Origin of the sequence: Janthinobacterium sp. CG3 (assembly GCF_000344615.1) — a bacterium.
Taxonomy (GTDB): domain Bacteria; phylum Pseudomonadota; class Gammaproteobacteria; order Burkholderiales; family Burkholderiaceae_D; genus Janthinobacterium.
On the sequence record NZ_KB467824.1, the window covers coordinates 2,191,005 to 2,211,919 of the forward strand.

Below are 20,915 nucleotides of genomic sequence, written 5' to 3' on the forward strand. Positions count from 1 at the left end.
TTCGCATGAAACAGATGGCATTGGTTTTGCAAGGTGGTGGCGCGCTCGGCGCCTTCGAATACGGCGTGGTGGCGGCCCTGGTTGAACGCGGCTGGCAACCGACGGCGGTGACGGGCGTGTCGATCGGCGCCATCAACGCCGCGGCGGTGGCCGGCGCGCCCGGCGGCGACATTTGCGCCAGCCTGCACAAGTTGTGGGCCGCCATCACCCTGCCGGAGGTGCCGTGGCTGCCGGCGTCGCAGCAGGGCAGCCTGTCGCTGTTCGGCAACCCGAATTTCTACAAGCCACGCACCGACTACTTCGACATGCTGAGCTGGACCAGCCTGTGTAGCACCTTGCCGATGTACACGACGCTCAACAAGCATTGCGACTTCGAACAAATCAACGACCCGGCCCACATGCGCCTGGCGGTGACGTCGACCAATCTGCAAACCGGCGGACCGACCACCTTCTCCAACCACCTGGCGCACGGCGCCGAGCGCATCGTCGCCGAGGGCCACATTGCCCACCGCACCAGCATCGACGCCGCCCACATCATCGCCAGCGGCAGCCTGCCGCCCGGTTTCGGCGCCACCGAGATCAACGGCACCCAGTTCTGGGACGGCGGCCTGTTCAGCAACACGCCGATCGACGCCCTGCTCAACCTGCTGGAACCCGACGAGATCGAGACGCTGCCGATTTTCGTCGTCGACCTGTTCCCCAGCGAGGGCTTGCCGCTGCCGACCAACCTGGTCGAAGTACAGACCCGCACCATCGCGCTGCAATACCAGAACCGCTTCTGGGCACAGTACGGCGGCACCGAGGGCCTGCAGGGTTTTATCCAGATGCTGGCCGAGCTGGAGCGCGAACTGCCGCAGGGCAGCGCGCTGCGCGGCCGGGCGTCCTACCAGTGGCTGATGCGCCTGCGGGCGCTGAAAAACGTCCAGGTTATCCAGGCGGCGGAACCACCGCTGACCGGCGGCGCCGACTTCTCGCCCTACGGCGTGAGCAACGCCTACCAGGCCGGACGCGACGCCGTGGAGAAACACTTTGGCAACGCGCCACAGGGCGCGCAGGAAGCGGCCGCCGCACTGACTTAATGACGCTCATTGGGTAGTAGGCCTGGAGCAGCGCGTGCCGCTTCGGCCAACATGGTCGGATTACGCTGTCGCTAATCCGACCCACAACACACGCTTACTTCTTAATCTGGTTGCCGATCACGCCGCCCACCACGGCGCCGCCAACCGCGCCCCCGGTTTCGCCACCGGTCAGCACCGAGCCGGCGACACCGCCGACGGCCGCGCCCACGGCCGTGTTGCGTTCCCGCTCAGTCAGATTGCCGCACCCGGCCGCCAGCAGTAAGCTCAGCATAACGACCGCCGTTTTAGCCTGTCCGTTCATGATGGTTTCCTCCTCCCGGTATTAGATCATCGTCCACCGGGCCAAGTTCCTTGAGTTGGCGCCAGCGCGCCAAGCCACCGGCCACGCTGGCGGCCAGCAGGCCGAGCAGCGCCAGCAGCTCGTGGCGCACCTGCGCCAGCGACGCGCCGAGCTGGTTCAGGGCAATGAAGCCCTGAATGCCGGCGGTCGACGGCAGCAACCAGCGCGCCAGCGACAAGGCCGGCGGCAAGGCCGTCTCGGGCCAGGCCAGGCCGGCCAGGAACAGCACCGGCAGCGACGTGACGATGAGCAGTTGCGCGCCGCGTTCGCGGGTGCGAAACAGCGTGCCGAGCAGGATGCCGAAGGCCGCCACCGTCAGCGCGAACAAGACGGTGAAGACGGCCAGGCCGACGCCGTTGCCGCCGCGCGGATAGTCCTGCCACCACAGCACGAAACCGAAGAAGTAGGCGCAGTTAACCGCCGCCACCGAGGCGTACGCCAGCAGCATGCCGCAGTAGCCGGCGGCGTCGCGCGCCAGCGGACAGTCGCGCCGCTGCGCCCAGGTGCCGAACATCATCGAGATCGCCATCAGCAGCGTTTGCTGGACGATCAGCGTGGCCACGCCCGGCACGATGTAGGCGCCGTAGCCCTCGCGCACGTTAAATAGCGGCACCGCGTTGACCGTCACCGGCTGGCGCTGCTGCGCCGCCTGCGCCGCCGACGGCGTGGCCGCGCCCAGGCGCTTGATTTCGATACCGGCCGAGACGGTGCCGACCACCTCGGCCAGGCCGTTCAGCGCGGCCTTGTTGAGCATCAGGTACAGGCCGTTGCCGGCCAGTTCAACCTCGGCCGCGCGCCCGGCCAGCACCTTGTTTTGCAGGCCGGCCGGCAGGAACAGCGTGCCGGCGATGTCGTTGCGCCAGATCAGGTCCTGCGCCACCCGCAAGTCCGGCGTCACCGCCACCACCTTGATCGACGGATGCGCCGCCGCGTAGCGCGCGATCTGCCGCGACAGCGCGCTGTGGTCCTGGTCGACGATCGCCACCGGCACCTGGGTGACGCTCTCGCGGCTGTACGGCAGCGGGTAGAAGAAGGAATAGATGACGCCGCCGACGAACAGCAGCGTCAGCGCGCCCTTGTCGGCCAACATCGCGCGCCAGGTCAGCGCGAACGCCCGCCAGAGCCGCGCCGGCACGCCGGTGTTGCCGTCTTCGCTGATGTGTTCTTTCATGTTTTGCCCCAGGCGGCGGCACTGTTGCCGCGCCGGCTCAGCAGCAGCAGGCCGAGCCCGCCGCAGCCGAGCGCGAAGCCGGCCAGCGTCAGCATGTCGACCACGCCGTAGCGCCAGGGAGCGCCGCCGAGCCAGTGGCGGCTTTGCAGTTGCAGGTAGTGCGTCAGCGGCAGCGCCTGCGCCCAGGCGCGCGCCAGCGGCGGCATCGCCAGCAGCGGGAAGCCCTGGCCGGCGTAGGCGAAGGCCGGCGCCGTAATGAAGGCCGCCGCCGACAGCGCGTTGCGCAGCGACAGCGTGACGCCGATCAGCAGCAGGCCGACGCCGAGGTAGGCCAGCACCAGCAGCAGCAAGCCGGCCACCAGCGCGGCCACGCTGCCGGCCACGGCCCAGCCGCGCAGCACGGCGAAAAACAGCAGGAACAGCAGCGCCTGTAGCGCGAAGGCCAGCAGCGGCAGCGCCAGCTTGCCCAGCACCGCGCGCGGCCAGCTGCCGCCGGCCGTGGCCAGCCACTGCGGCACGCTGGCGTCGCGCAGCTCGCGCCCGACGCTCGTCACCACCGCCACCACGACGAAAATTTGCAGCATCGACGGAATCAGCGCCAGCACCAGGAACGATTCGTAGCTGGTGTTTTCATTGAACAGGCTGACCATGCGGCTGCGGATCGGTTCGAACTGCTGCGCCGCCTGCACCGGGCCGGCGCCGCGCTTGGCGCGCGCGCCCAGCTCGACCCCGGCAGACAGGGTACTGGCGACGGTGCGCACGTCGCGCGTCAGGCCGCCGGCGTGGGAGGAAAACTGGCCGTTGTAGAACCATTGCACGCTGGCCGCGCGCCCGCCCAGCAGTTGGCCTTCGAAGCCGCGCGGGATCAGCACGAAGCCGTAGGCGCGGCGCTCGCGCAGCAAGGCCATCGCTTCGGCGCCGTCGGCCGCCTGCGCCACCACCGCCACGCCGGGCGAGGCGTCGAGCCAGCGTCCCAGCTGGCGCGAGGCGGCACTGTGGTCTTCGTCGACCAGCGCCACCGGCACGTCGCGCGCCATGCCGGCCGAGAAGATCAGCCAGATCAGCAGGTACAGCGCCAGCGGGATCCAGCTCAGCATGCCCAGGTCCCAGAAGTCGGCGCGCACGCGCAAGCACTCGCGCGCCAAGACCGCGCCGGCGCCGGCGGACCGCTTGTTGCTCATCGCGGCCCCATTCAGAGCGGCGGGAAGACGACCGACATGCCCGGCCGCAGGCCGTCCACCGCGGTCGTCGGCCGCAGGCGGATTTCAAACGTGCGCAAATCGGTGCCGCCCGGGCGCGCCGCGCGCCAGGTGGCGAAGTCCGGCATGACGGCCACCGAGCTGACCTTGAAACTGACTTGCCGCTTCAGCGCCGCGACGTCGCCGCTGTGGGCGCTGCCCATGGCGAAGGCGGCCATCTCGTCCTCGCGCACTTGCAGCACAGCCCAGGCGTCGTCGAGCTTGACCAGGGTGACGACCGGGAAGCCCTGCGGCGCCAGTTCGCCCGGCTGGATCTGGATCTTGCTGACCTGGCCGGCCGCCGGCGCGACGACGCGGGTTTCGTCCAGGGCGATTTCGGCTTCGCTGAGCACGCCGGCAACCTGGCGCGCCTGCGCGTGCGCCGCCAGCTTGTCTTCGCTGCGCGCCCCCTTCAGCGCCATGTCGTACTGGGCCTTGGCGGCCTGCGCCAACTGCTGCGCCGCGCGCGCCTGCGCCTCGGCCTCGTCGCGCTTTTGGCGCGCCACCACGCCCTGGCCGAACATCGCGTCGACCCGGCCAAAGGTGGTCTGGGCGATGTCGGCGCCGGTGCGGGCGCGCTGCCAATTCAGGCGCGCCGCCTCGACCTCCTCCGGCCGGGCGCCGGCGTCGGCCTTCGCCGCCACGGCCTGGGCGGCCTCGCCGGCGGCGGTGGCCTGGGCGATCTTGGCTTGCACTTCGGCGCTGGTCAGCTCGAACAGCGGGTCGCCGCGGCGCACCGTCTGGCCCAGTTGCACGTGCAGCGCGCCGACCCGGCCCGGCACCTTGGACGAGACGTTGACCTCCTGCGCGTCCATCTGCCCTTGCAGCGGCAGCCGCTGCGGCTGGAATGCCTGGAACAAACCCCAGGCCAGGAAGGCCGCGACCGCGGCCAGCCCCAGCCAGAGCGCGTACGGCGGGTTTTTCTTCGTTGTCGTCATATTAATGATCCTGCAGGGGAATGAGCACGTCGGCGGACGCGGCCAGCGCGGCCAGGCGCTGCGGCTGGCCGCTGGCCTCGAGTAGCTGGGCCAGCGCCATCACGTAGGCGTAGGCGGTTTGCGCGCGCTGGGTTTCTATTTTGGCCAGATTGAGGCGGGCGTCGACCTCGTCGAGCGCCGTGACCTGGCCGTTCTGGAAGGCGGCCGATTGCAGCTTGATGTTTTCGCGCGCCAGTTCCAGCGACGAGGCGCTGGCGAGGAACTGGATGCGGGCGTTTTCCAGCGCCCGCCAATTTTTTTCGATCAAGGTCGGAATGTCGCGCGCGGCCTGCCGCGCCGTCACCTCGACCCTTTCCTGGTCGAGCCGCGCGGCCTGGATCATCTTGCCGGTATCGATGCGCCCGACCAGCGGCACGCTCAGCGCCACGCCGACCATCCAGGTCGACTGCACCAACGCGTCGTTGCCGCGGTTGCGGTTGTAATTGCCGACCGCGAACACGCTGGGGCCGTACTCGCGCCCGTGCAGGCGCAGCGCCTGCTGCGCCTGGGCGCGCTTGCTGTCGATCTTGCCCCAGGCGGCGTTGCCGTCCATGCCGGCGTCGACGAACGATTGCAGCGGGCCGAGCGGCGCGCTGTGCACGAACAGCGGCGTGCGCGGACGCACCGGCACGGCCGACGCCAGCAGCCGGTTCAGCGCCACCTGCGCGATCTCGGCGTCGCTGCGCGCCTGCGCCTCCTCGCTGCGGGCGCCGTCCAGGGCGACGTCGGCGCGCAGCCGTTCGGCGCGCGAAATCAGGCCGCCGGCTTCGAGTTTTTTGGCGTGGCGCTGGTGTTCGGCGATGCCAGCGCTGGCGTCGGCGCGCACCGCGACGACGCGCTCGGCCAGCAGCAGCTGGAAGTAGCGCTGCGCCACCTGGGTCGCCAGTTTTTCCTCGACCTCGCGGCTGTCGGCCTCGGCTTCCTGGCGCATGCCGGCGGCCAGGCCCTTGACGGCGTCGAGGCGGCCGCCGGTGTAGAGCGGCCAGACGCTGCTCAGGCCGACCGAGGACAGGTTGGCAGTCAGGTTGCGGCTGATGGAGGTCGGAATGTCCGGCAGCGGCAGGCTGGGGATGGCGGCTTCGATGCCGCCAACCACGCCGGCCACGCGGCTGGTGTCGAGGTTGACGCTGGTGCTCAGGCGGCCCTGGAAGGCGTTCAGGCTCAGCGACGGCCCGTCGATGCGTGACAGCGCCTGCGCCTTCAAGTCCTTGGCGCGGGCGTCGAGCTGCGCGCCCTGCAGCGCGCCGGAGGCGGCGGCGGCGGCGTGCACGGCCTCGGCGAAGCCGAGCGCGACGGGCGTTTGGGCGGCGGCATGCGGCGCCGCAACGACGGCGGCAATCAGCGGCCAGGGAGCGATCAGGCGGCTCAACCCTTGTGGTACTTCCATGTGCGATTTCCGTTCAGCGAAAGCGCGTGTTGCGCGTAGTATGTGAAATTGCATGTTGCCAAAGCAATTATATACACGCCGAATCGGATTTCACGTTTGTTTGCCCCTTGAAAGCGCTGTTTTGACGGCCGCGAAATAGAGCAAAACCTCCAATTTAATTGCGTGCGGCGCGTGTGCCGGCCAGCGCGCCTGGCAATCGGTGGATGGCGTTTTGAAAAATTATGCGCTAAGATGGCTTTCGCAATCATTTGCCACACATGCATTATTGCAAATATATACTTGTTTATATCCATAAACAACATCGACAAACGGGCGCGCCGCAATCCACGCCGGCGCACCCCGGGCGCCACCCTCGCCGCCCCGCAATCCACCAGCACCACCGAATCAAGCCGACTGCACGACGTTCGGACCGACCAGTCGGCGCCGCCCGCCACCTATACATCTAGACAGAAAATGGAGCAAGACCATGAACGCCATCCTGGCCCCCAGCATTGTGCCGCTTGAACTGATCCTGCCGGACGAGCCGCTACTGATGATGGGAGCCGGCCCGGTTCCCATTCCGCACCGCGTGGCCTACGCCAACTCGATCGTCATCAACCATCTGGGCGAGACCATGAACAAGGTCATCGCGCAGGTCAAGGACATGGGCCGTTATGTGTTCCAGACCACGTCGAGCCATGTGATGGGCGTGGCCGGGCCGGGGTCGGCGGCGATGGAAATGGCGGTCTGCAACCTGGTGCGGCCGGGCGCGCGCGTGCTGTCGGTGTGCAACGGCTATTTCAGCAACCGCATGGCCGAGATGGCCCGCCGCGTCGGCGGCCAGGTCACGCTGGTCGACATCGCCAACAACGAAAGCGCCGACCTGCAACTGATCGAGCAGTATTTCAACAGCGCCAACTACGACGTCCTGACTATCGTCCAAGGCGAGACCTCGAACACCGTGTGCAACAAGGATTTGCAGCAGATCGCCAAGATGGCCAAGTCGCACGGCTGCCTGGTCGTGGTCGACGCCGTCTGCACGCTGAGCACCATGCCGCTGGAGATGGACCGGTGGCAGATCGACGCCGTCATCACCGGCGGGCAGAAGGGGCTGTCGTCGATTCCCGGCGTGTCGCTGCTGGCGTTTTCAAACGACGCCTGGACCCGCATCGAGGGCCGCGAGGACACGCTGGCGCATTGGTGTCTCGACGCCAAGCTGGCCGACAAGTTCTGGAACCAGAATTCCTACCACTACACGGCGCCGGTGTCGGGCATCCTGGCGCTGCACGAGGCGCTGCGCCTGGTGTGCGAGGAAACCCTGGCCCAGCGCTTCCAGCGCCACCGCCAGTGCTCCGAGGCATTGCAGGAAAGCATAGAGGAAATGGGCTTGCACTTGCTGGTGCCGCCGCGCGCCCGTTTGAATTCGGTGATCGGCATCACGATTCCGGACAAGGTTTCGGCCGACGCGGTGCGCGCCTACATGTCGAAGGTGCACAAGGTGGAGATATCCGGCTCCTTCGGCTTGAACATCCTGCGCATCGGCCAAATGGGCGAGCAAAGCCGCGCGCACCACCTGTTCAGGACGCTGCACGCCTTCGGCACCAGCATGCAAGCCTGCGGCGCGCGGCTCGATTTGCCGGCCGGAATGGCCCGGCTGGAAACGCGCCTGTCCGAACGCTCGGCAACGCTGGCCGTCTAAAACAGGGGTCAAACCCTCGGGGACTTGCCCCGGCTGCCCGCCTCGGCTTGATTTTCAGCGTCTCCGGCCCCTATTGCGCGAGCAGGCGCCCGGCGTGCGAGTACACCACGCAGCCGTGCTGGCGCGCGAAGCCGACCAGGCAGATGCCGGCCCGCTCGGCCATGCGCACCGCCAGCGCGGTCGGCGCCGAGATCGTCGCCAGCAGGCCGATGTCGGCGCGCGCCGCCTTTTGCACCAGCTCGTAACTGGCGCGGCTGCTCATGATGGCGAAGCCCGGCGGCCGCTTGCCGCCGCGCGCCAGTGCGCCGATCAGTTTGTCGAGCGCGTTGTGGCGGCCGACGTCTTCGCGCACCGTCAAGATGGCGCCGTCCAGGCCGACCCAGGCGGCGGCGTGGGTGGCGCCGGTCAGCGCGTTGAGCGGCTGGCGCGACGCCAGCGACGCGAAGGCGCGCAGCAAGGCCGCCTTGGCGATCACGTCCGCGGCGCCGACCGCGGCCGGCTCCAGGTCCAGCGCGCCCAGGCTTTCCAGGCCGCACAGGCCGCAGCCGGTATTGCCGGCCTGGCTGCGGCGGCGCTCCTTGAGGCGCATGAAGCAATCGCTGGCGATGCTCAGGCGCAGTTCGGCGCCGACCGCGCCGGGCGTGTACACCAATTCAATATCGTAGATGTCGCCGGGCCGGTCGACGATGCGCTCGGACAGGCTAAAGCCGACGGCGAAATCGTCCAGGTCGAGCGGCGTCGCCATCATCACCGCTTGCGAGATGCCGTTGTAGACCAGCGCCAGCGGCACCTCTTCGGCCACCGAATCGGTGGCCGGCAGGCCGGTGCCGCCGGGCGCGTGGCGCAGCACCGCCAGATTGCTCCAGCCGGACAGCGGCGTTTCGCTCATTGGCATGCGGCGCGGCCTTTGTCGCTCAGCGCCAGCATGGTGCGCTCGCCGTCCTGGCTGACGCGCACCAGGCCCGGCCCGGCGACGCCGCCGATGACGTCGTCGCCGAGGTAGGCCAGGCAGCGCAGCAAGGTGCTCTGGCGCACGCCGAGGCGCTTGCCCACGCGCGCCGTCGATACCGGCGCGGCGTGGCCGGCCAGTTCGGCCAGCAGCGCCAGCGCCAGGTCGGGCGCCGCCGTGGCGTCGTTGCCGCCCTGCCCGCTCATGGCGCGGCGCCGGCCGCGTGCGCCGTCAGCACGATCGGGATCGACTTCGAGGTCGGCGTGCGGGCGAAGTCGGCAAAGCTCGACAGCGGCACCAGCGGATTGGTTTCGGGGAAGTAGGCCGCCACGCAGCCGCGCGGAATGTTGTAGGCCACCAGCATGAAGCGCTTGGCTTGGCGCCGCGCCTGGTCGTCGCACAGGCTTTCCAGGTCGACCCAGGCGCCGGCCAGCAAGCCCAATTCGGCGATGTCGTCCGGGTGGATGAACAGCACGCGGCGCTCGCCGAAGACGCCGCGGTAGCGGTCGTTCAAGCCGTAGATGGTGGTGTTGTACTGGTCGTGCGAGCGTATCGTCGTCAAGTTGAACACCGGCGTGGCGCGGCCGCTGCGGGCCAGGTGGATCGGCAGGTCGGTCGGCACCGGGTACGCGAAGAAGTTGGCCTTGCCGGTGTCGGTCGCCCATTCGCGCTCGGCGGCGGTGTTGCGCAGGTGGAAGCCGCCGGGCGTCTTGACGCGCTCGTTGAAGCCGGCGAAGTCGACGAAGACGGCGGCGATCTTGTCGCGGATGCGGTCGTAGTCGGCCACCAGCCACATCCAGTCGGTCTTGCTGCGGCCCCGCAGCGTCGCCGCCGCCAGCCGCGCGACGATCATCGGCTCCGACAGCAGGCTGGCCGACGACGGCGCGTTGATGCCCGACGACAGGTGCACCATGCTCATCGAGTCCTCGACGCTGACCGCCTGCGCACCGCCGGCCTGCTGGTCGATCTCGGTGCGGCCCAGGCACGGCAAAACCAGGGCGTCGTCGCCGCACACCAGATGGCTGCGGTTGAGTTTGGTGGCCACGTGCACCGTCAGCGCGCACTGGCGCAGCGCGCGTTCGGTCACGGCGGTGTCCGGCGTGGCCGCGGCGAAGTTGCCGCCCATCGCGAAGAACACCTTGCCCGGCTCGGCCAGCATGGCGCCGATGGCGCCAACGGTGTCGTAGCCGTCGGCGCGCGGCGGGGCGAAGTCGAACACCTCGCCGAGGCGGTCGAGGAAGGACGCCTTCGGCTTTTCGTAGATGCCCATGGTGCGGTCGCCCTGGACGTTGCTGTGGCCGCGCACCGGGCACGGGCCGGCGCCGGGCCGGCCGATGTTGCCGCGCAACAGCAGCAGGTTGACGATCATGCGGATCGTCGCCACCGAGTGGCGGTGCTGGGTGATGCCCATGCCCCAGCAGGCGATAACCTTGCCGGCGCCCATGTAGATGTCGGCGGCGCGCTGGATTTCGGCGCGCGTCAAACCGGCCTCGCGCACGATCACGTCCCACGGTTCGGCCAGCACGTCGGCCGTGAAGGCGTCGACGTTGGCGGTGTGCGCGGCGATGAAGGCGACGTCGACGATGCGCGCCCGCCCGCCCGCCTGGGCGGCGGCGTCGGCTTCGAGCACGCATTTGATCATGCCCTTGACGGCGGCCAGGTCGCCGCCTATCTTCGGCTGGAAGTAGTCGGAGGAAATCGCGGTCGAGCCGCCGGTGAGCATTTCGCCGCCGCTTTGCGGGTTCTGGAATTTTTCCAGGCCGCGCTCGCGCAGCGGGTTGAACGACACGATGGCGGCGCCGCGCTTGGCCGCGCTGCGCAACTCGCCCAGCATGCGCGGGTGGTTGGTGCCGGGGTTCTGGCCGAAGATGAACAGCGCGTCGGCCAGCTGGAAGTCGGCCAGTTGCACCGTGCCCTTGCCGACGCCGATAGCCTCGCGCATGGCGTAGCCGGACGGTTCGTGGCACATGTTCGAGCAGTCGGGGAAGTTGTTGGTGCCGAATTCGCGCACGAACAACTGGTACAGGAAGGCCGCCTCGTTGCTGGTGCGCCCCGAGGTGTAGAAGATGGCGTCGTCGGGCGTGGGCAAGGCGTTCAGGCGCGCGGCGATCAGCGCGAAGGCCTCGTCCCAGCCGATGGCCTGGTAACGGTCGCTGGCGCGGTCGTAGCGCATCGGCTCGGTCAGCCGGCCCTGCCCCTCGAGCCAGTGGTCCGACTGTTGCGTCAACCACTGCACCGTGTGCTGGGCGATCAAGGCCGGGGTGGCGCGGCGCGCGGTCGACTCGGCGGCGATGGCCTTGGCGCCGTTCTCGCAAAATTCAAAGGTCGAGGTGTGGTCGGCGTCGGGCCAGGCGCAGCCGGGGCAGTCGAAGCCGTCCGGCTGGTTGGCCGACAGCAAGGTGCGCGCGCCCTTGGCCGGAATGCCCTGCTGCAAAATCTGCTGCGCCACGCTCTTCAGGGCGCCCCAGCCGCCCGCTGGCCGGTTGTACACCTGGACTGTCTTCTTGCTCATGGGATCCCTTTGCGCGCGGCGTGCGCCGGCGGCGCCGCAGCTTTGTCGAAAGGGCAAATTTTATACGATAAGTGCGCCCTTTGCGGCCGCGCGCAAAAATGCCGGCGCCGGTATACACATCCGCCACAGGGGCGTGTCGGCTCGGCGCAAACGCGGGTCGCCCCCGTTCAAGCGGCGCCGCGGCGCGCGTATTTCGGCCGGGCCGGGCGATACCACAACTGCTTGCGCGCGCGGGCGACATGCCTGCGTGACCCGAACGTATCGGCTCACGCAAGCGTGTCGGCTGACGCTACGCTAAGCCGAACGATGCCGCGCGCACCAAGCTTGCGCGAAAGCCGCCTTGGTCAGCGCGCGGCGGGTATCCAGCAAATCTTCGATCAGTTTCTGGGCGTGGCGCAGCAGTTGCGGGTGGCGCGCGTCGCGTGGATGCAGCGCCAGCCGCACCAGCGGCGCCGACCGCTGCAACCAGGCCAGCGGCCGGGCGCAACGCGGCGACAGGCTGCGCCCGACGCCGTTGCGGGCCGCGTATACCAGCGCCGGCGCGAACAGCGCCTCTTGCCGCGCCAGGCAGTGGAAATAGCACATCGTGGTGGTGTATTCAAACGGGCAGGCGCGCACGGCGCTCCAGGCTTCCTTGCTCAGCAACCAGGCCGGCGCGACAAAGCCCTTGACCGGCCAGTTGCGCCGGCCGAACCAGGCCAGTCCCAGTTCCAGGCGGCGCAGCGCCTGGGCCGCGTCGAGCGCCGCGAACTCGCCCTCGCCCTCGGTGTAGACGGTGCGCAGGAAGCGGTCGCGCCAGCGCCCCGGCGGCGGCGCGGTGTCGAGGTGGAAATAGCCGTGCAGCGCCAATTCGTGCCCCTGCGCCAGCAGCTCCCCCAGCATGGCCTCGTAGGCCGCCGAGTCGACGGCGCTGTGGTGGAAACGCGGCACCACCAGCAGCGTCAGCGGGATCTCGGCGACCGCGCGTACCGCCGCCAGCAGGCGCCGGCAGTCGCGCCAGGTGGCCGGCGCGACGTCGTGGATCGACACGCACAGCGCTTTCGGCTCAGCCGGCGACATAAGCGGCCTCCGTTTCCAGCACCAGGCGCTGATGCGAGGCCAGCAACCCGGCGTAACGCCGCAGCAACTGCGGCATGATACGGTTCCAGTCGTAGCCGTCGCAGGCCTTGCGGCGGGCGTTCGCCGCCAGCGCGCCGCGGTCGCGCCGGTAAATCGCCTCGATGCCCTCGGCCAGGCCGGCGGCGCTGTTCGGCGGCACCAGAATGCCGGTGGCCTCGTCCACCAGTTCGGCCACGCCGCCGGCGCTGGTGCCGACCACCGGCAGGCCGCAGGCCATGGCCTCCAGCACCACCAGGCCGAAGGTTTCACAATCGCCCGGATGGACCAGCAGGTCGCAGCTGGCGATCAGCCCGGCCAGCACGCGCTGGTCGCGCTGGAACGGGATCACGCTGGTGTGGGCGCAGCGCGGCGGCGCAGCACCGCCGCCGACCAGCAGCAAATGGTAGGGCCGGCCCAGGCGGCGCACCGCGTCGGTCAGCAAGCCGAGCTTTTTCTCGGCGGTAAAGCGGCCGGCGTACAGCAACAGGCGGGCGTCGTCGGGCAGGCCCAGTTGCGCGCGCAGGGCGGCGTCGCGGCGTTGCGGACAAAACACGTCGGTGTCAATGCCCAGCGGCTGGTGCAGCGCGCCGGCAACGCCCATCGCCTCCAGTTTCTGCGCCATCATCTTGCTGGGCGCCAGCACCAGGTCGAAGCGACGATAGAGTTGCGCCAGGTGGCGCTTGGCCGCGCCCGCGGCCAGCGCGCCGAAGCGGTTGCGCATCAATTGCGGCAAGTCGGAATGATAAAAGGCCACGGCCGGAATCTGCAACTGCCGCGCCGCCTTCAGCGCGGCCCATGCGCAGGGGCCGGCGTCGCCGGCCTCAACCAGGTCCGGCCGCAGCGCCCGCAGCACGCCGGCGGCGGCGCCGACCGAGCGCGGCATCCGGTAGCCATGGATGCCCGGCAGCGCCAGGCTGGGGATGCCGGCCTGGTCGGCCGTGCCGCCGGCGTGCGGGTTGGGGCTGACGATGGTATGCCTGATGCGTTCGCGCCCGGCCAGCCAGCGCGCCTTGGCGTTCAGGTAAGTGCTGACGCCGCCACCCTCGGCCGCGTAAAACATGGTGATATCGACGACATGCATGCCTGCGCCCCCTATGTCGGCGCACCGCCGTCGCCGGAGAGATTGATGCGGATGCCAATTCGACATGCGCGGGCGCTTTTCGTTCCTGCGGCCCGGCCGGAACGATGCCGGCGCCGGCGCCGGCGCGCAGGGGCGCCGGCCGCTGCCTCATTCCGGGGTTAACGCCTCCGGCACGTGGTAGGAAAAGGCCTTGCTGTCAAACACCAGCTTCCAGGTCTTCTCCTGCATTTTGACGCCATCGCGCACGCCCTTGGCGGTGACCGTCAACGGCACCGGCACCGCGCCGGACACCGGACCGGTGCGATATGCCCAGTTGGCGTCGTTGCAGCGCAAGGGCACGTCGTCGACCTCGTGCTCGTGCTCGTGCTCGTGCTCGTGCTCGGACTCGTGCTCGGACTCGGTCTGCCCAGCCTGCGTCGCGGCGGCCTCGGTGGCGGCGGCCTGCGGATGGCTCTCGCCGTTGGCCCAGGACTTGTAACGCGTTTCCGCCGCGGCGCAGTCGATACCCGGGTCCGACGCCAGCGACGCCCTGAACCACGCCAGCACCGCGATATTGTCGCCGTTCGGCGCCAGCACCACGTTGTTGACCGTGACCGTCGCCAGCTTCGGGTCAGCGCCGTCCTGCACCTTGATGACCCAAGCCCACAGTGTCTCGCTCAAGGCCTCGAAACGCACGTTCTCCGGCGTCAACGGCACCGTCCCCTCGTAGCGATAAGGCGAACTGATTTGAAACAGTTTGCCGACCTCTTCCTTCTCGCCTGCGCGCACCTGGAAGACGCCGTACATGGCGCCCGGCTCGCCATCGAGCGGCTTGCCGCTGGTAACGAAATACAATTCGTCGCCGTGCGCCCCGTCGCTTGGCTTGGCCTGCTGGACCACCCGCACCACGTAGGTGCGATTGCCCTCGCCGACATACAACCAGCCCTTGTGTTCGTCGGAATACTTGCCGTAGTTGCTGGACATGAGCGAATCGATCATTTCCGTCTCGTCGATGGCGACGTTCTTCGGCTTCTTGCTGTTTTCGTACATGACCACAGCCACCAGCGCGAGCAGCAACACGCCCAACACCGCCAGCGTGTACATCACATAGCGCAGCCAGGGTTGTTTGGGCGCCTTCGGCGGCACCGGCGCGGCGCTCCCGGACGGCGGGGTCGCGTCCGCGTTTGGGCTGGAAATATCAGACATTCTCGTTCCTCAATAAATCGTGATTAATGACAATTGTTGCAAAAACGGAATGTACCAGAAAACCGGCGCGAGCGGCGACCCGTTTGGCGCCCGCGCACGAGACAAAAACAATGGGGAAAGCGCAGCGGTGGCAGGCCGCGGCCGCGAGCCAGAGTATCGGGTCGGCTGGTCCGGCGCGGCCGGGTCCGACCCGACGCCACTACACTTTTTTGACAAACTCCGTCTTCAGGCTCATCGAACCGAAACCGTCGATTTTGCAGTCGATATCGTGGTCGCTGTCGACTAGGCGAATGTTCTTGACCTTGGTGCCCATTTTGACGACGCCGCCGCCGCCCTTCAATTTCAAGTCCTTGATCACGGAAACGGTGTCGCCGTCTTGCAGCACGTTGCCGGCGCAGTCGCAGTAGACCCGGCCCCCCTCTTCCGCGGCCGCGGCGGCTTGCACCGGCCACTCGTGAGCGCACTCCGGGCAGATGTAGGAGGCGCCGTCCTCATAGGTGTACTCGGAATTGCATTGCGGGCAAGCTGGAAGAGCGCTCATGCTGGGTGATCCTTTCGGGTAAGGCAACGGCCGTAAAAAACCGGCAGTATACTGCTTGCGCGGGGCTAGCTTGGATCTATTTCCCCCCTGAGTACCCGCGCCGCCGCGCCGGGAGGCGTTGCCGACGCCAGCCACATGGCCGCTCTTTGAGCGCGCCCAAGAAGCACCGGGCGCCTACGCGTTACATTATTATTAATACAATAATGACGCGGAACTTGCGCCCAGGCGCAGCCCAGATCCGCCACTCGCTTGCCGGCGGCTCACTTGAGGTAGCGCAGCAACTGCCTGAATGAGCGGAACAGGAAGGTGTATCGCAGAGTCATACAAACAAGCCGGTACTGCGACGGAATCGGACCTTAATAAGGAGCAATCATGAACTGTGAAAACCTCGTGCTGGAGCAACTGCGCTTTATCCGGGCGGAAATCGCCGAAGTCAGGGCCGACACGAAAGAAATCAAACACCGCCTCCGCAGCGCCGAAATGGGCGTGGCAAGCTTGCGGCGCGACGGCGGCGATTTCGCCGTCATGCACGCCGGCCAGGAACTGTGCTACGACCGTATCCTCGGCCGCGTCGAACGCATCGAAAAACGCCTCGACTTGGTGGATTGAACGCGCCGTCTTCCATGCATTACTTCAACGCGAAATCGACGCGATTTGGCGCGCCCTTGTCCGCGATGCCGTCCGCCGTCACCTTCGGCGCCACCAGGAAAATGCGCTCGGCCGCGATGACCCCCTTGGTTTCCAGGTAGGCGCGCACCGCCTCGGCGCGCCGGCTGGCCAGCGCCCGCAGGGCGTCGGCGGTGACCGGGGAGTTGGCAAGGATCAGTTTTTCCATCTCGGCCGGCGGCAGGGACTTGACCAGGCCGACGAGGTTGCGCGGCTTGTCGAAAGTTTGCGCCGCATACACTTTCCCCATGTATTTTTCTTTGTCCGCGTCGGTCACGCCGACGTCTTCGGACACCGACTCGCCGCCGCGGTCGAGCGATTCCTTGCGCTTGAACGCGTTCAGCTTGCTGCGCAACACCTGCTGGCGCACGCCGTCCGCGTCGCTGCCGGGGTCCACCCGGCCGATCAGGTCCAGCTTCAGCCCGGGACGCTCGGTCAGCGCCTTGCCAATGGTGTCGAGCTTGCCTTGGCTGGCCTCGGTCAAGCTGGCCGAGCCGGCGGAAAATTCCGCATAACCAAGCTCGTCGCCGCCGCCAAATGCCGAACCGATCAGCGCGAACGGCGACGTCACCGCCTTCACGACCAGGTTCAGGAAAATGCGCACGATAATGCCGCCGAGCGAAAACTGCGGATCGCCCAGGGTGCCGGAGATCGGCAGGTTGATATTGATCTGGCCGTTGCGGTCCTTCAGCAGGGCCACCGCCAGCATCACCGGCAGCTTGGTGGCGGTCGGGCTGTCGATTTTTTCACCGAACGTCAACTGGTCGATGCGCACGTCGTTCTGCGCCACCAGTTTGCCCTGTTCAACCCGGTAACTAACCGCCATCGACAGCTTGCCCTTTTCAATCGCGTAGCCGGCGTACTTGGCCGCGTACGGCGTCAACCGCGGCAGCTCGACGCCATTCGCGCTGGCTTTGATGTCGAGGAACATCGGCGAGAACAGCGGGTTCAGCGTGCCGGAAATGGCGACCGCCGCGTCGTTGTCGATCTTGCCGCTCAAGTCGAGCGGGGCCGGCTGCGGCTTGTCCGAGGCGATCGCGCCGACGGTGCCGTTCATGCCCGTCATATTGGCGGTGTAATTCGGTTTGACGAAATTGTCGGTGTAGTTGATGTTGCCGCCTTTAATCGTAATCTGGCCGATCCTGATGACCGGGGCGTTCGACTTGGGCGGCGGCGCCGCCACGACCGCGGTGGCAAGCGGCGCCGCCCTGGACGGCGCGGCCGGCTCGGCCGAGGTCAGCGACGCTGCCGGCGTGCCGATCGGCGCGTTTTTCGACACCACGATATTGCCCAGGTTCAGTTTGGCCGACTCCGACAAAATGATGCGCGCGTAAAAATCGCTCAGCGCGACCTTTTCCAGCCCAATGTTTTGGCGCGGGCCGCCCAGGCTGAGGTTGATACCGTTGACGTCGAGCGCGCGCCATTTCAGGAAATCGGCGGCGGTCTCCTTGTCGAGCATGCGGAAATTGGCCAGGCGCAGCATGCCGCGGTAGGTGGTGGCCGTTTCCTTGCCGGCGTCGGCCGGCACCAGCAGCAATGTCCCCTTGCCGCTGGCCTGGCCCGAGGCCAGCGTGACGTTCAGGTAGTCGGCGAAATACGGTTGCAACGCCGGCACCTGCAGGTTCTGGGCGTCGATAGCCAAATCATAGGACTTGAATTGCGGCGCGATACTGCCATCGATCGACAACTTGCCGGTTTTGTTGAGCTGGGTGCGCAGCGTTACCTTCAGCGGTCGGTCGAACCGGCTGGAGATGTCGTCGAGCGTCAGGTTCAAGTCGTCGGCGCGCAGCTTGACGGCCGGCTTCACGGCGCCGTCGGTATAGGCGAGGGCGCCGTCGCTGACGGCGAACTGCTTGAGCGCCAGTAACCAGGCCGGCGCGGCCTTGTCCGCCGCGGCCGCCTTGGCCGGGCCGCCCACCCGGCCGGACAATTGCTGTACATTGAATGCGCCGCGGGCGTCGCGCCGCACCTCGCCCTGCAACCCGGCCAGGCGCAAGGCGTCGGCGGCGACGGTGCGGGCGGCGGCGTCGACGCTGGCGTTTTCAAGACCGATACGCTGGGCGCCGACGACATCGCCCGGGCCAAGGAATAATTGCGGCTGCACGATCTCGACTTTCTCCAGCGCGCCGACGCCGGCGAGGAGGTCAAGCTTGCGCAACTGCAGCAGCATTTCCTGCGCCTTCAACAAGGGCGCGGCGCGGTTGTCGTGCAACACGACATCGGCCAGTTTGATGGTGCCGGACAGCACCACCTGCGGCCGGCCCCGGTTTCGCACGAAGGTCAAGTCGAGCTTGGTCGACAGCTTGGCGCTCTGCACCGCCAGCGGCAACGCCACCGGGGAAAATTTCATGTAGCTGGCCAGGTCGAGGCGTTCGACGTCCAGCGCGAGCGCGGTGTCCTGGCTGCCGGCGAACGGTTTGCTGCGTCCTTTCAACACGAACTGCGAACCGTTCACCGTCGCCGACAGGCGCGGTTGCACGAAGGAGTCGACCTGATCCGGGAAATTGGACAGGTACGGCAAGCCGATGCTGAGCGCTTCAACCTTGACCTGTTTGTCGTTGAAGCGGTCGTCGAAGGTGATCGCGCCGTGTTCAAGCTGGATGTTGGCGACCGAAAACAGCGTCGGCTGCGCGCTTTTTGGCATTGCCAGCACGCGCTCGATCACATCGGAAAAGTTATAGCGGGCCACGCCGGCGTCGCCGGTGCGCACAATATGCAGTTGCGGGCCGACCAGCCTGACCTCGCTCAGCAAGGGCGCCAGTTTGAACAAGGCGGCCGGGGCGACGTCGACCAGCAGCGTCCGCGCCGAAAAAGCGGCACTGGTGTTGTCCCGCTCGTAGAGGAGGAAATCGGACACCGTCAACACCAGCTTGAACGGGTCGAAGGCGACCGCGCCGATGCTGGCCTTGCGGCCGATTTTGGCTTCAATTTGTTGTTCGCCAAAATGTTTGACCAGCGGCGGCAGCGCCAGCCAGACGGCGCCCACCAAGAGCGCGAGCAGGAGTAGCGTGAAGCCAAGCCAGCGCGCGGCGCGCAGTGGCCAGCGCGAACGCGGGGAGTTTGCCATATTTTTCCTTATTATCGACATTGTCCGCAACGCTGTGCAAGACGGGATTGCCAGTCCAACTGTATATATAAACGCCAAAATGGGCGCCGGGCGGCCATGAACGCGGGCGCACTAAGGTGCCCATTGGGCAACAGTGGATATTATCGCTGAAACTTGCGCGCCGTGCGCCACGGAAACCACTCCCCACAGCCGTGCGCGGCGCCCAAGCGATGGCTCGCCTGGCGCACTCTCAGCCGCACTTCGGGCATGCCGCGTCGTCTCGGTAAGTACCTGCTTGCCTATGTAGTTGGGTACGATTACACTGCACCAACAAATTCATCATCAAGCGATCCGCCGGCCGCGTCGGGTGGCAATCGCAACGCCTCATATGTGTCGGAGAAAAAAATGGGGAAATATCTCCTGATGTTGGTCGCCTGCCTGGCTTTCGGAACTGGCCCTGTGCTTGCCAGCGACAAGGACATGAACATCGTTTTCATTGCGAAATCGCCCGATCAAGAGTTTTGGAAATTCATGCGCGACGGCGTCGAGCGCGGCATCCGCGAGGAAGGGCATATCGCGCTCACTTGGCGCGGTCCGACCCACAACGATAAAACCGACGAGCAAATCAAGCTCCTGCAGATGTACACCACTGCCGGCGTTGACGCGATCATTATCGCCCCAACCGACAGGGCGCGCTTGGCGGGGCCGGTGGCGCGGGCCGTGGCGACGGGCATCAAAGTCGTCGTGGTCGACTCCGAACTGGACGGCGACCGCCATTTGAACTTCATCACGACGGACAATTTCGCCGCGGGACAGCTGGCGGCGGAACATATGTCGACGTTGCTGAATGCGCGCGGCAAAGTAATGGTCTTACGCACGGTGACGGGCAGCGGCTCGACCGAAGAGCGTGCCCGCGGCTTTATCGCCTACCTGAAACGAAATGCGCCCCGCATTCGCGTCGTCGCCGACGAGTATGGCGGCGCCACACGCGACCAGGCCACCCGCGGCTCGGCGAAGCTCTTGAAAAAATTCCCGTCCGTTGACGGTGTCTTTGCCGTCAATGAATCCTCTACCGAAGGCATGTTACGTGCCCTGCGCGAGCTTGGCGTGGCCGGGAAGAAGAAATTCATCGGATTTGACTCGACGGATTTCCTGCTCGGCGGCCTAGCGCTACAGGACATCAATGGACTGGTGGTGCAGAATCCGCGCCAGATGGGATATCTGGGCATCAAGGCCGCGGTAGCGGCAGTACGCAACGCCCCCGTCAAAGACCGTATTATCTTCACCGGAGCGGTGATGGTGACCCCGGCAAACCACAAGAACCCGGAAATCCAGTCCTTGCTGCTGCCTTAACGGGTACTCGGACTCGATGCCGGGGCAAGAATCATTCGGAATGATCATCTGACCAATTGTTTGTATTGGCAACACCTTATCGCTCCACTGCCGACGAAGAGCGGGTCGAATCGGTCCGCGTTTTTGCGCGAGCCAAGCCAGTACAGGGAAATGAGTTATTGACGAGGATCCAGACGGCACCAGCCGGCGGATGTGTCGCGATATTGGCAGGCCGCAGCGAAGCGACAGTTCTTGCGTCGTCGTTAGCTTGTATTCGATGGTCCGCCCGGAGGGAATCGAACCCCCATGATCGCTTTAGAAGAGCGAGGTCCTATCCGTTGAACGACGGGCGGATTGAAGCCGATATTTTACCCGCTGGCAGCGGTTTTGTGACGGCACTTTATACTCTTGATGCAAGCCGAGCTACCGAAGGTTATATCCGGCCGAGCTATCGGCAGAATGAATACCCAAGAACATTCAAATGCCATACACGAAATGAAAAACGGGCTGCCAAGAATCTGACAGCCCGCTTATATTTTGGTCGGAGTACAAGGATTCGAACCTTGGACCCCCTGGTCCCAAACCAGGTGCGCTACCGGGCTGCGCTACACTCCGAAGACAAGATAATACCGTCT

17 protein-coding genes and 2 tRNA genes are annotated in these 20,915 nt (G+C 66.7%); 4 read left to right on the forward strand and 15 right to left on the reverse strand.

Features of this window, described 5'->3' with window-relative positions:
* Positions 1-5: 5 nt before the first annotated feature.
* Positions 6-1,079 carry a patatin-like phospholipase family protein gene (locus JANGC3_RS0109420; RefSeq protein ID WP_017876239.1) on the forward strand — a complete coding sequence of 358 codons (1,074 nt, stop codon included), beginning with the start codon at positions 6-8 and terminating at the stop codon, positions 1,077-1,079.
* Between the two features lie 94 nt (positions 1,080-1,173).
* Here the strand turns inward: JANGC3_RS0109420 and JANGC3_RS0109425 are convergent, their stop codons facing one another.
* Genes JANGC3_RS0109425 through JANGC3_RS0109445 form a run of 5 tightly spaced genes read right to left on the reverse strand, consistent with a single transcriptional unit; the run spans position 1,174 to position 6,192 of the window.
* On the reverse strand, positions 1,174-1,380 hold the full coding sequence (locus JANGC3_RS0109425) for a glycine zipper 2TM domain-containing protein (protein ID WP_026132772.1): 207 nt from the start codon (positions 1,378-1,380) through the stop codon (positions 1,174-1,176).
* Positions 1,364-2,590 carry an ABC transporter permease gene (locus JANGC3_RS0109430; protein WP_017876241.1) on the reverse strand — a complete coding sequence of 409 codons (1,227 nt, stop codon included), beginning with the start codon at positions 2,588-2,590 and terminating at the stop codon, positions 1,364-1,366. The genes JANGC3_RS0109425 and JANGC3_RS0109430 overlap by 17 nt, the downstream gene beginning before the upstream one ends.
* Entirely contained in the window at positions 2,587-3,771 is a 1,185-nt protein-coding gene (locus tag JANGC3_RS0109435; RefSeq protein WP_017876242.1) for an ABC transporter permease, read from the reverse strand. The genes JANGC3_RS0109430 and JANGC3_RS0109435 overlap by 4 nt, the downstream gene beginning before the upstream one ends.
* Positions 3,772-3,782: 11 nt before the next feature.
* Positions 3,783-4,766 (reverse strand): HlyD family secretion protein, encoded by a 984-nt coding sequence (locus JANGC3_RS0109440; RefSeq protein ID WP_017876243.1) that lies wholly within the window; start codon positions 4,764-4,766, stop codon positions 3,783-3,785.
* A 1-nt stretch (position 4,767) separates the two neighbouring features.
* Positions 4,768-6,192, reverse strand: coding sequence for a TolC family protein (locus JANGC3_RS0109445; protein ID WP_157406546.1), 1,425 nt, complete (start codon positions 6,190-6,192; stop codon positions 4,768-4,770).
* A gap of 466 nt (positions 6,193-6,658) precedes the next feature.
* Between JANGC3_RS0109445 and JANGC3_RS0109450 the strand changes: the two genes are divergently transcribed.
* Positions 6,659-7,870 (forward strand): pyridoxal-phosphate-dependent aminotransferase family protein, encoded by a 1,212-nt coding sequence (locus tag JANGC3_RS0109450; protein ID WP_017876245.1) that lies wholly within the window; start codon positions 6,659-6,661, stop codon positions 7,868-7,870.
* 70 nt (positions 7,871-7,940) lie between these two features.
* Here the strand turns inward: JANGC3_RS0109450 and fdhD are convergent, their stop codons facing one another.
* The 7 genes from fdhD to JANGC3_RS0109485 form a co-directional block, all read right to left on the reverse strand.
* On the reverse strand, positions 7,941-8,765 hold the full coding sequence (gene fdhD, locus JANGC3_RS0109455) for a formate dehydrogenase accessory sulfurtransferase FdhD (RefSeq protein ID WP_157406547.1): 825 nt from the start codon (positions 8,763-8,765) through the stop codon (positions 7,941-7,943).
* Complete coding sequence (locus JANGC3_RS0109460) at positions 8,756-9,025, reverse strand: hypothetical protein (protein ID WP_017876247.1); 270 nt, start codon at positions 9,023-9,025, stop codon at positions 8,756-8,758. The genes fdhD and JANGC3_RS0109460 overlap by 10 nt, the downstream gene beginning before the upstream one ends.
* Positions 9,022-11,331 carry an FdhF/YdeP family oxidoreductase gene (locus tag JANGC3_RS0109465; protein WP_017876248.1) on the reverse strand — a complete coding sequence of 770 codons (2,310 nt, stop codon included), beginning with the start codon at positions 11,329-11,331 and terminating at the stop codon, positions 9,022-9,024. Before JANGC3_RS0109465 ends, JANGC3_RS0109460 begins: the two co-directional genes overlap by 4 nt.
* A gap of 294 nt (positions 11,332-11,625) precedes the next feature.
* Complete coding sequence (locus JANGC3_RS0109470) at positions 11,626-12,390, reverse strand: DUF2334 domain-containing protein (protein ID WP_017876249.1); 765 nt, start codon at positions 12,388-12,390, stop codon at positions 11,626-11,628.
* Positions 12,377-13,510, reverse strand: a complete 1,134-nt coding sequence (locus JANGC3_RS0109475) for a glycosyltransferase (RefSeq protein WP_026132774.1) — start codon at positions 13,508-13,510, stop codon at positions 12,377-12,379. The genes JANGC3_RS0109470 and JANGC3_RS0109475 overlap by 14 nt, the downstream gene beginning before the upstream one ends.
* A 147-nt stretch (positions 13,511-13,657) precedes the next feature.
* Positions 13,658-14,695 (reverse strand): hypothetical protein, encoded by a 1,038-nt coding sequence (locus JANGC3_RS28925; protein ID WP_017876251.1) that lies wholly within the window; start codon positions 14,693-14,695, stop codon positions 13,658-13,660.
* A 199-nt stretch (positions 14,696-14,894) separates the two neighbouring features.
* Entirely contained in the window at positions 14,895-15,236 is a 342-nt protein-coding gene (locus JANGC3_RS0109485; protein ID WP_026132775.1) for a zinc ribbon domain-containing protein YjdM, read from the reverse strand.
* 372 nt (positions 15,237-15,608) lie between these two features.
* Between JANGC3_RS0109485 and JANGC3_RS28930 the strand changes: the two genes are divergently transcribed.
* Complete coding sequence (locus JANGC3_RS28930) at positions 15,609-15,845, forward strand: hypothetical protein (protein ID WP_017876253.1); 237 nt, start codon at positions 15,609-15,611, stop codon at positions 15,843-15,845.
* Positions 15,846-15,864: 19 nt separating this feature from the next.
* Here the strand turns inward: JANGC3_RS28930 and JANGC3_RS0109495 are convergent, their stop codons facing one another.
* Complete coding sequence (locus JANGC3_RS0109495; RefSeq protein ID WP_017876254.1) at positions 15,865-18,969, reverse strand: DUF748 domain-containing protein; 3,105 nt, start codon at positions 18,967-18,969, stop codon at positions 15,865-15,867.
* Between the two features lie 384 nt (positions 18,970-19,353).
* On the opposite strand from JANGC3_RS0109495, the gene JANGC3_RS0109500 reads away from it, so the two are divergent.
* Entirely contained in the window at positions 19,354-20,301 is a 948-nt protein-coding gene (locus JANGC3_RS0109500; protein ID WP_051068263.1) for an ABC transporter substrate-binding protein, read from the forward strand.
* Between the two features lie 257 nt (positions 20,302-20,558).
* Here JANGC3_RS0109500 and JANGC3_RS0109505 read toward each other — a convergent pair.
* Positions 20,559-20,633 (reverse strand) — tRNA-Arg (locus tag JANGC3_RS0109505).
* Between the two features lie 185 nt (positions 20,634-20,818).
* Positions 20,819-20,895, reverse strand: a tRNA-Pro gene (locus tag JANGC3_RS0109510).
* Positions 20,896-20,915: the final 20 nt, after the last annotated feature.